Origin of the sequence: Thermosynechococcus sp. HN-54 (genome assembly GCF_023650955.1) — a bacterium.
GTDB lineage: Bacteria > Cyanobacteriota > Cyanobacteriia > Thermosynechococcales > Thermosynechococcaceae > Thermosynechococcus.
In genome coordinates this window covers 2164957-2177018 of the sequence record NZ_CP098039.1, presented here as the reverse complement: position 1 = coordinate 2177018, position 12062 = coordinate 2164957, and the positions used below count along the sequence as shown (strand labels likewise).

Annotated in this window: 14 protein-coding genes and 1 CRISPR repeat array (1 of these 15 running past the window's edge); of the genes, 7 read left to right on the top strand and 7 right to left on the bottom strand. The window is 54.1% G+C overall.

Annotated features, from left to right (window positions below; translation table 11 throughout):
* Positions 1-247: direct repeats of the CRISPR family, unit length 36 nt; unit sequence GTTTCCATTAGTTCGGCTGGGAAAGAATCCCAGCAC (it extends 1212 nt beyond the left edge of the window).
* A 376-nt stretch (positions 248-623) separates the two neighbouring features.
* A complete protein-coding gene (locus NBE99_RS10580; protein WP_250682033.1) occupies positions 624-1346 on the top strand; it encodes an ABC transporter ATP-binding protein in 723 nt (240 codons plus the stop codon).
* Here NBE99_RS10580 and gmk read toward each other — a convergent pair.
* Positions 1343-1918 (bottom strand): guanylate kinase, encoded by a 576-nt coding sequence (gene gmk / locus NBE99_RS10575; protein WP_250682032.1) that lies wholly within the window; start codon positions 1916-1918, stop codon positions 1343-1345. The two genes, NBE99_RS10580 and gmk, sit on opposite strands and share 4 nt — an antisense overlap.
* A 76-nt stretch (positions 1919-1994) precedes the next feature.
* Here gmk and NBE99_RS10570 point away from each other — a divergent pair, with 76 nt between their 5' ends.
* From NBE99_RS10570 to NBE99_RS10550, 5 genes are all read left to right on the top strand, one after another.
* The gene (locus NBE99_RS10570; protein WP_250682031.1) at positions 1995-2474 is read left to right on the top strand and encodes a biopolymer transporter ExbD; all 480 of its coding nucleotides are present in this window, start codon (positions 1995-1997) and stop codon (positions 2472-2474) included.
* Positions 2475-2482: 8 nt separating this feature from the next.
* The gene (gene era / locus NBE99_RS10565; RefSeq protein WP_250682030.1) at positions 2483-3406 is read left to right on the top strand and encodes a GTPase Era; all 924 of its coding nucleotides are present in this window, start codon (positions 2483-2485) and stop codon (positions 3404-3406) included.
* 4 nt (positions 3407-3410) lie between these two features.
* A complete protein-coding gene (gene ureG, locus NBE99_RS10560) occupies positions 3411-4016 on the top strand; it encodes an urease accessory protein UreG (protein ID WP_250682029.1) in 606 nt (201 codons plus the stop codon).
* 175 nt (positions 4017-4191) lie between these two features.
* Positions 4192-5097 carry a serine protease gene (locus NBE99_RS10555; RefSeq protein WP_250682028.1) on the top strand — a complete coding sequence of 302 codons (906 nt, stop codon included), beginning with the start codon at positions 4192-4194 and terminating at the stop codon, positions 5095-5097.
* A 70-nt stretch (positions 5098-5167) separates the two neighbouring features.
* Positions 5168-5911 carry a DUF928 domain-containing protein gene (locus NBE99_RS10550; RefSeq protein ID WP_250682027.1) on the top strand — a complete coding sequence of 248 codons (744 nt, stop codon included), beginning with the start codon at positions 5168-5170 and terminating at the stop codon, positions 5909-5911.
* On the opposite strand, the gene NBE99_RS10545 is transcribed toward NBE99_RS10550, so the two are convergent.
* The 6 genes from NBE99_RS10545 to NBE99_RS10520 are packed head-to-tail and all read right to left on the bottom strand — an operon-like array spanning position 5908 to position 11442.
* A complete protein-coding gene (locus NBE99_RS10545; RefSeq protein ID WP_399371076.1) occupies positions 5908-7164 on the bottom strand; it encodes an exonuclease SbcCD subunit D in 1257 nt (418 codons plus the stop codon). The two genes, NBE99_RS10550 and NBE99_RS10545, sit on opposite strands and share 4 nt — an antisense overlap.
* 13 nt (positions 7165-7177) lie before the next feature.
* Positions 7178-8632 carry a CIA30 family protein gene (locus NBE99_RS10540; RefSeq protein ID WP_250682025.1) on the bottom strand — a complete coding sequence of 485 codons (1455 nt, stop codon included), beginning with the start codon at positions 8630-8632 and terminating at the stop codon, positions 7178-7180.
* Positions 8622-9200: a tRNA (adenosine(37)-N6)-threonylcarbamoyltransferase complex dimerization subunit type 1 TsaB gene (tsaB, locus tag NBE99_RS10535; protein ID WP_250682024.1), complete on the bottom strand. Its 579-nt coding sequence runs from the start codon at positions 9198-9200 to the stop codon at positions 8622-8624. The genes NBE99_RS10540 and tsaB overlap by 11 nt, the downstream gene beginning before the upstream one ends.
* 40 nt (positions 9201-9240) lie before the next feature.
* A complete protein-coding gene (psb34, locus tag NBE99_RS10530; RefSeq protein ID WP_250682023.1) occupies positions 9241-9411 on the bottom strand; it encodes a photosystem II assembly protein Psb34 in 171 nt (56 codons plus the stop codon).
* Between the two features lie 52 nt (positions 9412-9463).
* Entirely contained in the window at positions 9464-10612 is a 1149-nt protein-coding gene (locus tag NBE99_RS10525) for a glycosyltransferase (protein WP_250682022.1), read from the bottom strand.
* Complete coding sequence (locus NBE99_RS10520; protein ID WP_305879873.1) at positions 10609-11442, bottom strand: thiazole synthase; 834 nt, start codon at positions 11440-11442, stop codon at positions 10609-10611. The genes NBE99_RS10525 and NBE99_RS10520 overlap by 4 nt, the downstream gene beginning before the upstream one ends.
* A 139-nt stretch (positions 11443-11581) precedes the next feature.
* On the opposite strand from NBE99_RS10520, the gene NBE99_RS10515 reads away from it, so the two are divergent.
* A complete protein-coding gene (locus tag NBE99_RS10515; RefSeq protein WP_250682021.1) occupies positions 11582-12034 on the top strand; it encodes a hypothetical protein in 453 nt (150 codons plus the stop codon).
* Positions 12035-12062 lie beyond the last annotated feature (28 nt).

Genomic DNA, 12062 nt, shown 5'->3' with positions numbered 1-12062 from the left:
ATTAGTTCGGCTGGGAAAGAATCCCAGCACACTGGCCGGTTCGTAACCTGCGCCCACCCGCCAGAGGTTTCCATTAGTTCGGCTGGGAAAGAATCCCAGCACTTCGAGAATTTCCCCGATTCTCTCGACTTTAGTTTCGAGGTTTCCATTAGTTCGGCTGGGAAAGAATCCCAGCACGTGAGGGGGGGGTAAACCCCCCCTCGAAATTTTCGTTTCCATTAGTTCGGCTGGGAAAGAATCCCAGCACAGCACCCTTCTAGAAGGTGCTCTGTGAGTACTATAGCACAAGTCATTTTCAAGCACCTAGAGGAGATCATTTTTTGTTTTTGTAAAATTTTTAGATCCGCGGGGTCATAGGAAGCGAAAGTCGCTCTAGAACTGAGTTTTGAGAAAATTCAAGCACCTCCAAATCTGTTAGAAACTGCTCAAAGCCTTGTGGAGATTGGGTTTGAGAAAATTGCTGAGCTGGGAGAATATTTTAGTCCAGAGGTGCTTGATCGCCCCCTTAGGAATATGAATTTGATCCGCCTTGCAACAATAGGAATGCCTTGCCTGCAGCCGTGGACAAGGGGGTGAAGCCTCTATACTTAGGATGTTGACCCTCTGGCGATATTTTTTGCACCATGAGCTTGCTCCAAGTTTCTAATGTCTATGCCGGCTATATTCCCGATGTGGATATTTTGCGGGGGGTAAATTTTCGCCTCGAAGCCGGGGAACTGGTGGCCGTGATTGGCCCGAATGGGGCTGGCAAATCAACCTTGGCAAAAACCATCGCTGGCTTGGTCACGCCCCGCCTTGGCACGATTACCTTAGCGGGAGAGGATATTACCTACTTGCGTCCCAATCAAATTGTGAAAAAGGGCATCGGCTACGTCCCCCAGATTGCCAATGTCTTTCGTACACTCACCATTGAAGAAAATCTGGAGATGGGTGCCTTTACCAAAACCGGCAACCTCAAGGCCCTCAAAGAGCGGGTCTACGATACCTTCCCCCGCTTGGCGGAGCGCCGACAGCAACGGGCTAGCACTCTTTCGGGGGGAGAACGGCAAATGCTGGCTATGGGACGGGCGATGATGCTGGATCCGCAAATTATGGTCTTGGATGAACCCTCTGCTGCCCTCTCACCAGCTCTAGTGAATGATGTCTTTGCCAAAATTAAGGAGATTAATGCCCAAGGGACCGCCATTATTTTGGTGGAACAAAATGCACGCAAAGCCCTAGCAATGAGCGATCGCGGGTATGTCTTGGAAATGGGGAAAGATCGCTATGAGGGACTCGGCACCGATCTGCTGAATGATCCAAAGGTGGGTGAACTCTACCTCGGAATTGTGCGGGCAGAACCTTAGGGAGCAGGACTCAAAATCGCCGTTTCAAGAGCAATTAGGCTCTTTTCGAGATCATCATTGACAATTTGGACATCAAATTCGGGGGCCGCAGCAATTTCAGTTTTCGCTTGGGCTAAGCGGCGGGCGATCGCCTCCTCGCTATCTTGGCCACGACTGCGCAGCCGATACTCCAGCTCCTCAAGGGAGGGCGGCAGAATGAAGATGTGGCGGGCTTGGGGGTAGGACTGACGAACTTGGCGTGCCCCTTGTAGCTCAATCTCTAGGATGACCGTTTGCCCCTGCTCAATGAGTTGCAGCAGTGGATCCCGCGGTGTACCGTAGTAATGACCTGCAAATTCCGCCCATTCCAAGAGTTTCCCCGCAGCAATCATTGCTTGAAATTCTTCCACGGAGACAAAGTAGTAATCCACCCCTTCAACCTCTGTGGGACGCGGGGGGCGAGTTGTGGCTGAAACCGAAAGGGCAAGTTCTGGATGTCGCTGTCGCAGTTGCCGCAGGAGGGTTCCTTTACCCACACCGCTGGGGCCAGTAATCACAATCAATTGTCCGGGCTGGGGCGTTGCACTGGTCATAGCTGCATTGGCAGGAAACCTTTTGATCCTACTCTGTTTGCTCAGAGTTTTATCATTAAGGCAGCGTGGTTGAGGAATGGCCGTGAAGATTCATTTGCCCACTGACAGTGAAAATGTGCGTATTGAAATGCTGCCCCTGATTGATGTGGTCTTTTGCATTCTGACGTTCTTCATCTTGGCAGCAGTGAGCCTCACACGGCAGCAGGCGATTACCTTGAATCTGCCCCAAGCCAGTACTAGCCAAGCGCAGTCGCAAAAGATGCTGGTGGTGAGCATTGACCCGGCGGGGCAACTCTTTGTGGATAAAGACCCCGTGAACCGCAGTGAGCTGTATGAACGTTTGGCCACCTATTTGAAAACCAATCCCCAAGGAATGGTGATTTTGCGGGCTTCAAAAGTGGTCAGCTACAACGAAGTGATTCAAGTCTTGGATCTGCTGCGCTCAGTGGGAGGCAATCGTGTGGGCTTGGCCACTCAACCAGTAGAAGAACCGGTTCTGAGGACGGAGAAAACGCCTGAACCCTTGCCATTGCCACCCCCTGTTCCCAATCAATAGAGGCTGCTGTGGAAGCGATCGCTCCTATTCCCGTTGCGCCGCCAGACTTTCGCTCTGGCTTTGTTGCCCTCGTGGGGCGCCCCAATGTGGGCAAATCAACGCTCTTTAATCATCTCTTGGGACAAAAGGTGGCCATTACCTCACCGGTGGCGCAAACCACGCGCAATCGCTTGCGGGGCATCCTGACAACGGCAACGGCGCAATTTATTTTTGTGGATACACCGGGCATCCATAAGCCCCACCATCGCCTCGGAGAGGTGCTAGTGCACAATGCCAAGGGGGTGCTGAATCGGGTGGATGCCATTGTCTTTGTGGTGGATGCCGCCAGTCCTCCTGGTCGGGGCGATCGCTACGTAGCAGAATTACTGGCTAAAACACAATCCCCTGTGCTTTTGGCGATCAACAAAATTGACCTGCTGCTAGAAGGGGAGCGAGAACAGCGACAACAGGCGTATCAAACCCTCGGTCCTTGGCCAGTCTATGCCTGCTCAGCTCTCACGGGCGAAGGAGTTGCTGCGCTTCAGGGGGCGATCGAGCAGCAGTTGCCCCTCGGCCCCTATTACTACCCGCCAGAGATGGTGACCGATCAGCCAGAGCGATTTATCATGGCGGAATTGATCCGTGAGCAAATTTTGCACCACACTCGCGAAGAGGTGCCGCATTCGGTGGCAGTGACGATTGAACAGGTGCAGCAGGAGCGCCACATTACCCGTGTCAACGCCGCCATTTATGTGGAGCGTCCCAGTCAAAGGGCAATCGTTATTGGCCAAGGGGGTCAGTTGCTCAAACAAATGGGCACGGCTGCCCGCCAAGAAATTGAAACGCTCATTGGCGGCAAAATCTATCTAGAACTCTTTGTGAAGGTGCGCCCCCGCTGGCGGCAGGATCGGTTGCGTTTGATGGAGTTGGGCTATCGAATTGAGAAGGATTGAGCCAATGGCAGAAACAGCATTGCGAGTGGGTGTGGCAGGACCTGTGGGGTCAGGTAAAACCGCCCTTGTGGATGCCCTTTGTAAAGCTTTGCGCGATCGCTACCGCCTAGCGGTCGTGACCAATGATATTTACACGCAAGAGGATGCCCAGTTTTTAGTGCGTTCCCAAGCCCTTCCCCCAGAGCGAATTCTCGGCGTTGAAACGGGGGGATGCCCCCACACTGCTATTCGGGAAGATGCTTCCCTCAATTTAGCGGCGATTCAGCAATTAGAGTCAGCGCTTCAGCCTTTAGATCTCATCTTTGTTGAAAGCGGCGGCGATAATTTGGCAGCAACCTTTAGCCCAGAACTCGTGGATTTAACCATCTATGTCATTGATGTGGCTGCCGGCGATAAAATTCCCCGCAAGGGCGGGCCGGGGATTACTAAGTCCGATTTACTAGTGATTAATAAAATTGATCTTGCACCCTATGTGGGTGCTGATTTGGAAGTGATGAAACGGGATACTCTAAAAATGCGGGGCGATCGCCCCTATGTGATGACGAACCTGAAAACGGGCGTTGGTCTAGATCAAGTGATTGCCTTTCTCACCTCCCATTTAGAGGCGTGAATTCAACGGCAATTGGGGAATTAAATTAATCAAATACGATCACTAACCACACGGAAACTGCCCCCAGAGCGCGAGTTGGACTGAACGCACAAGGGATAGTTGATCAATATCACTGACTGCGAAACAATTTCCCCTTTAGAATCGTCCTATCGGTGTCGTTAGCTAGGGAAGTCTTATGAACTACGCATGGGTGAGGAGTGCGACGCTAGGCGCGACGGGGTTAGTGGCAATGGCTTTACCCGCAGTGGGTCAAGTCCAACCCCTGAGTGGTGAACAAATTAACGAGATTGCCCGCAACATTACGGTCTTGATTGTGGGGAAAGATTCCCATGGTTCTGGCGCGATTATTTCCCGTTCCGGCTCGACCTACTATGTGCTTACGGCAAAGCACGTTGTTAATCGCAAGGATAATTACCGCGTGATTCCCATTGATCAGCAGGCCTATGCCGTTGATTTCAATAAGATTAAATTTTTGCCGAATACGGATTTAGCTATTGTGGAATTCACAAGCGAAAAGAAAGACTATCAGGTGGCTACGCTGACAAACTCGGACTTGGCCAAGGAGGGGTCACAGGTCTTTATTTCCGGGTGGCCGCAACCGGGCGGCAGTGGTCAGTTGGTGCGGCAGTTTACCGATGGTCGTATCTCCGGCTTTTTGATTGAACCCATTGATGGCTACAAAATGATTTACACCAACGTGACCCGTCGCGGCATGAGTGGAGGCCCTGTTCTAGATAGTGCCGGGCGTGTGGTTGGGGTGCATGGCCTAGGGGATACCGAAGACCCCCGTTCCCTTGAGCGCCAAGGCTTGAGTCCAGAGGCCGCAGCCAGTATTGCCAGTCTGATTAAGCCGGGGTTCAACTATGCCATTCCCATTAACACCTTCTTAGCAGGGGCGCCGGCGGCAGGTATCTTCCTATCGCTGCAAGTGGATAATCAGGCGATCGCCAGTAGCACTGCGCCTGTGGTTGTGACGGCACCGAGTCAACCCGATAGTCGCGATCGCATTGAGAACATCAATTCGATTCTGAATACGGTCAATACAGGTGTCAGTGTCATCCGCGGCCTCTTTGGCTTTTAGACAGCACCCGCATCCCCTGTTGAGTGGCGTCCTAATGCATTGATGGCACAACTTTTGAGGATGAAGTGATATGGTTATTCCGTTGGGGATTCGTTCCATTGCTGTTCCCCTGAGTTTGGCAGTGGTGATGATGGGGGCGATCGCCCATGCCTCTTGGGCGAGTTATCGTCCACCTGCCAACATTGGCCGCCCCGGTAACCGTGAAGGAGCGGCAACGCGGATTGCTCGCCCCATGCTATTGCGCGAGAGTACCGGTGGCACCGAGAGCTGTCTGACTGAGCCAAAGCAAACCGTGGTTGCCCTTGTGCCCAAGGATAACAATGGTCTCAGCAGCACTCCCACCCCCACCCTCTATAGCTTTATTCCTGCCAACAGGGGCGCAGCCTTAACCTTGACGCTGCGGGATTCCCAAGGCACAGAAGTCTATCGCCAAGAGCGTCCTGCCCCGACCGAAGCGGGCATCGTTGGCTGGCCTGTGGAGAATGTCTCGCTCAAAAAGGGTGTGGACTACCAGTGGGAGCTGACCCTCACCTGCACCAATGGCACCACAGCCATCAAAACCGCCAGCTGGTTTCGACTGATGCCTTTATCGCCAAGCCAACAGCAGCGAATTGTCCAAGCAAGGGATGCGGCTGCTGCCTTTGCCATGGCGGGCTACTGGTACGATGCGCTCAATCAACTGGCCAAACAACGGCTGGCGCAGCCGGAAGATACCCAAGTGCAGCAAAAATGGCAAGCCCTGTTACAGTCTCCCGCGGTGCAATTGGCGAATTTAGCGAATCAACCCCTCGTCCCCTTACCCCCTCAACCTTAACTCTCTAGGGATAAGTTGGCCAGCCATTCATAGAGGGCAGGAATATTCGCATGGGGCTGGAGGAGATCCGCTTTCATTTGCATCAAAACCTTTGCCAAGGGTGCGGCGCGATCGCGATACGCAGCAACACTGGCGAGCAGATCCGTAAACACCTGTTCTTCGATTTGGGCACGAGGCGGTGGCTCAGCGGTGGTATCCCGGTAGGTTTGATAGGCAACGGGGGTTGCTGCAAACCCCAAGCGAAAAATAAAAGCCCCAGACAGCTCTTGCAGTTCCCCTTGGAGCGATCGCACAGATAACTCACGGCGCTCAAATCCAACTTCTCCTTGGAGGCGAATCTCAACAATGGCCTCTGCCATCTCTGCTCGATGCTGTTGCACCAGCTGCCGCAGTTGGCTCTCGACTTGGGTCACGGTATCGCTGGGGGAGAGCTTGAGCGTGTAACGACAAATCGGGCGTTGCCAATAGTCCTGCTTTAGTTCCGCTTGGGGCTGGCCATTGCTGAGGGTAACTAGGAGAACACCGCGCCGATTTTGCTGTTGATTTTCTTCGATGGAGTTGGCTTCAACGGAACCGGGATTAAAAATCCAATTTTCCGCCGTGTAGTAGCGATGAATATGCCCCAAGGCCAAGTAATCAACACCGGCTCGGCGCAGCGGCAATAGGTCAGTGTAGCGCAAGGCTCCTTGATAGCGGGCAATTTGACCCTCAAGGCCGTGGTGAAAGAGGAGGAGGGTGGCACCAGCAGTAGGCGGCAAGGCCTGAATTTGCTCAGCAAGGCGCTCAATTGCACGGGGGGCACTGGCACCATACCACTGGGAGCCAATCACCCGCACACCGCAGGGAAGATCAATATACCCCCCCTGAGCCGTTTCTGAATCCCAAGGATGGAGAGTACCCGTTTCATCGGGTTCCAAAAGATAGAGATAGTCTTTTTCACAGAGATAGCGGAGCCAGTTGGACTTGACACCGTAGGGGCGGTTGTCGTGGTTGCCCTCGATCGCCAGCACGGGAATTCCTGCTGAGCGCACCTTGTCGAGGACATACTCCGCTTGATTGAGAATGCCGGGGGTAATCAGCCGCTCCTCAAAGAGATCACCGGCAATCAGGACAAAATCCACCTGGGCTTCGATGGCATAGGTTTGTAGGGCACTGTCAAAGGCGGTGAAAAAGTCAAATGTACGGTTGGCATTCTCTTGGCGATATTTGTTGCAGCCAAGGTGGACATCGGCAACATGGAGAAACCGCACCATTTGACACTGTCTCCTAGGGGCGATCGCTAGGGATTTGCGCAAGGCGTGCCGCCCAATTGGGATAGGCTTCTGCGGCTTGGTCTGTGGCCACCACTTCCACCGTGCGATGGCAGGCCACGGGCAAATTCAGCAAGCTGGCCAGAAACGCGGCCAAATCTTCACGACTCAGAGAACCCGTCAGGCGATCGCCCTGATCAAGGCGCAGTTCTTTGCCACCGGGCTGATCCGTCAGACCACAGGGGCGAACGATCGTATAGGGAAGGCCACTTTGGCGCAGCATATTTTCTGCTGCCAGCTTCCATGTCAGGATGCCCCCCAGTTGGTTGTTGTATTGAACCGCCAAGGGCTGCCCCTTCAGGTCAAGATCGGGTTGTTGCGGACGGGTCACCCCCGCAGAACTCATCTGAATCACGCGGGGCAAGGGCAAGCCCCCATAGGCTTGGATCGACTCAATCTCCAAGCTGAGGGTGCCAGGGCGGAAGTGGGGGTTGAGGGCGCCATCATACTCAAATTTGCTGAGCATCAGTTGCAGCGAGTAAATTTGCCCCACATTCAGGGGCGGCGCATTGGTGGCGGTGCGTGCCCGAAACACCGGAATAAAATGGCTAAAGGGCAACTGGACCGTGATCCACTGATCGGCCACTGTATCAAAGGACATGGCATAGCCGACGCCATCCCAAGCGGGGTCACTGCGCAGGAAAAATTTATAGCGCTGGCCATCGCCGCGAACCCGCAGTTGAATACCGGTATAACCTTGGAGATTCAGGGATGGGGTGAGGTTGCGGGTGCGAATCGAGACAAACCCCCCAGAATTTTCCGTAGAAACCAGCCCTGTGAAGAGGGCACTGTGTTCCTTGAGATAGAACTGGCTAGCACTGACACCGCCCATCACCACATCATCGAGGGCACCCCAAACTTCCTTCAGCGGGGGCGTGGGATAGCGATAGTCAAAGAGGGGATAGGTGTTGGGTTGACTTTGAAAATAGGGTTGGGCACGTTCCAACAGATGCCGCATCCCCTCAAATTCAACCGCCTCTGGGCTGTCACCAACAATTTCAAGGCCGGGGGGTGGCGCGTTGGGGTTGGGCTGTACCTTTGCGCCGACACAGTTAATCACCGCCCGACTGCCCTGCAAGAGATCCTCCGGCAGAGGCTGAGTCACGTCAGCAACTACGATTTCCAAAAAGGGATTTGGGGGCAGCACCCGTTCCGCTTTGGCGCGATCGCGCACCCCTGCCCGCACCGCATAACCTTGACCCAAGAGGGTTTTCACCACTGCTTGACCAGTTCGACCCGTTGCCCCCATCACCACAACCAGACCACTGCCCCGATAGGCAGGCGGCTTAAAGAGATCCGGTAGAAGGGGTGACAGCACAGGGCGGAGTGGCTCCAGCGTTCCCACAAAGGGGAGGGTTTGAAAAAAGCGCAGTGTATCGAGAAAGCGACCGAGTTCCCAGTTATTTGCCATAGAGGGGCACCACGCTTGACCAATGGGGGAGCTTTTCCCCTGCCCTTAGTGTATCGTGCCACTGTTGGGCTGCCCATGTCAGGAGAGCGCGGCCATAGTCAGTGGGGTTGGGGGGACTCAGGCGTTTGGAGGGGTGAGGCCAAGTGGCTAAAAGCGTTTCTGCTTCGTGGTCTGCCAGCAGGCGATCGCCCCAAAGAGAGTTGAGACTCCCCCCCTGATAACGGTAAATGCCAAGGTACTGATGCCCCTGCTGGGCACGACGCGACACCATCCCATCCTGTTCTAGGAGTTCATCACGATAGTGCCACGCCATTGTGCCAAGGCTAGACAGACCCAAAAGGGGAACTTCCAGTTGTTGGGCTAGGATGCGGGCAGTCACTACCCCCAAGCGCGTTCCTGTAAAGCTGCCCGGCCCACAGCCAATGGCGATCGTCCCTAGTTCACCCCAAGTGAAGCGACCCATGAGTTCCCCAAGGCAGGGGTGAAGTTGGCTGGCCAGTTCTCGACCCAAGGACCATGTTTTCACCGCCAGCAGTTGATCTGACCCTAAATCATAGAGACCGGCCACCAGTGTGGCATCGCTCGTATCAAAACCAAGACAAAGCAGATTAGCTCACTCCGACGGCGATCGCCACCAAGCCTGCCACTAAGAGCAAGCCCCCCAGAACCAATAGGGCTGCCCGTACTTTTTGCTGCGGCGTCCAAGGCTGCGCTTGATAGACCTTGGGTTCAATAGCAAAGTTGTTGAGACGACCGCCCTCATCGGTGGTATAGCGCATCGAAACAAACCTCAATTCAGCGTTACAGTGCAGCTATTCTAACAAGCGAACTTTACGGGTCTTGAGAATTCTTAACAATTTCTTGCAATTGACCGTGGCGATACACCTGCAACCAGCGACCGCGCCAGTAGATGCGATTGCCAAAGCAGCCCCCTAGCCAAATCAGGAAGCTCATCACATCCCGCAGGGGCAATAGCCAGAGCCACAACAGCAGCCGAGGGGTACCCATCAAAACCATGCTAATGATCGCCTGCAACCAGCGAATGCCCTGAACCGCGAGAAAGACGCTGAGGGTCCATGGGGTTGGAAATAGTCCCCACAGCAGGGCACTATAGACAGTGCCAAAGATAAACACCATGCCAAAATACTGATTGCCGCGATTGGAGCGAATCGTGCGTGACCAGCGCAGTTCCCGTTGCACGGCCTTTAGGAAAGATTCATCACTACAATCATTGTCAAGGATGTACCTAGACAATTCCACTCGATAACCTGCCTGCCAAGCGGTATAGCCGAGTCGGTAGTCATCCCCAATGCGGTTGAGGGCAATCTCAAAGCCGCCAATGTCTTCAAGCACCCGCCGCCGTAGCACCACCGTTGGGCCAATGGCAAACCGCAATCCGCCATCGAGAAAGCGAGCAATGAGCACACTGGGGATAAAGTCAATACAGCGCCCCATGGCTAGGAAAGCAGCCCCTAAGCGTTTGGGATGGTGGTCAATGTAGCCGCAGGTAACCACGCCAATGGTTGCATCCGCCAAGGGAGCGGTAATGCTCCTGAGATAGGTACGAGTGACGCGCACATCGCTATCGGCTAACACAATCACGTCGTAGCGGGCATGGGGAAAGAGTTGCGAGAGGTTACTCATCTTGCGGTTAATGCCGCGAATCTCATCGCAAAGGTACCAGCGGGCGCGATCGGGATAAGTTTGGCAAAGTTTTTTCAGTAGTGGTAAGGCTGGATCCTCAAGACTCTGAACCCCAAAGAGAACTTCATAGGTTCCGTAGTCCTGCTCACACAGCGATGACCAATTTTCCCATGCGCCAGCATCGAGGCCACACACAGGAACCAGTAACGACACTGCCGGTGCAGGATCGAGGTATGGAGGGATTTTCTGACCAAAAAACTGGAGCGTCAACCCCCCTGCAATGAGGTAAGAAGCCGTCCCCGTCAGGCTCAACAGGCTCAGGAGCAGGACAATCATGGTGCTGTTGTAATTGTCCCAGTCATTGGCGAACTGGCACTGGCATAGGCTTTGACTGGAATTCGACCCGCTAAGTAGGCAAGGCGGCCAGCGGTTGTTGCCAGCGCCATGGCTTTGGCCATTGCCGGCGCATTCCCTGCTTGGGCGATCGCGGTATTAATCAACAATGCATCTGCCCCCAACTCCATCGCCGCAGCTGCTTCACTGGGGGTGCCAATCCCCGCATCGACAACAACGGGAACCTTGGCCTGATCGATAATGATTTGAATGTTGGCGGCATTGCGCAGACCTTGTCCGGAGCCAATGGGGGAGGCAAGGGGCATCACGGTGACACAGCCCACTTCCTCCAACCGTTTAGCCAGTAGTGGATCCGCATTGATGTAGGGAAGAACCGCAAATCCCTCTTTGACCAGTTGTTCTGCGGCTGCAAGCGTGCCAAAGGGATCGGGCAGTAAATATTTCGGGTCGGGAATCACCTCTAGCTTGACAAAGTTGTTGTCCTCTTGACCCAAGAGCTTCGCCATTTCTCGGCCTAAACGGGCAACGCGAATCGCCTCCTCAGCGGTTTGACAGCCGGCAGTATTGGGCAGCAGCCAAATTTTACTCCAGTCAAGGGCATCCACGAGGCCTTCATGACCGGGGGCATTGGTTTGGACGCGACGGACGGCGACGGTAACAATTTCACAGCCACTCGCGGCAACACTAGCCTGTAGATCCGCAATGGAACGATATTTGCCCGTACCGGTCATCAAGCGTGAACGAAATTGTCGCCCCGCGATCGTGAGGGGGGTATCTTCAATCAGCAGCTCAGGGGGAGGAGCGGTCACCATAAGGCACGTGTCAAGTAAAAGCACGAGGGTTTGCTTTTCTACGATACCGCCTTTTATACAGCGATTCAGTGCGGCTGCGGCCTTGGAAAACTTGTGGCATCATAGAGGCACCATAACTTTGGGAGTGCAAAATTGGTGCATGGCACATATTGGCAACAATGCCGCCATTCAGGCTGCCGATCGCCTGCTACGTCAATATGGATTTGATTTAGATGGCTCGTCTGTTGAGGCCATCCTCGATCGTTGGTTGCGCCACTTTCCCCCCCGCTGGATTCGCCTCGCCCTCATTGAAGCCCTTTATCTGGGGCGCTATAAAGCCATTTCCGTAGAGCAAATTCTAGAACTGTGGCAACGCCGTGAACAACCCATCTATCACTTCAATAGCGAGTTTGAAGCCATTATCTGCCAGTCACTACCCATTAGTGTGCCTGAGCCACCCTCTCCTCGCCCGGCAGAAACGCATACTGAGACCAAAATTAGTGAATTCCATCCCGACTTGGCACCTGACGCATTTGTTACTAAGTTAACCAGCATTGTGCGGCAGTGGCAGCCCCCAGACGCCCTGGTGGAGCAGGGCGATCGCTCCCCTTAGCCGGTTGCAGGTTATACTCTTTTGGATA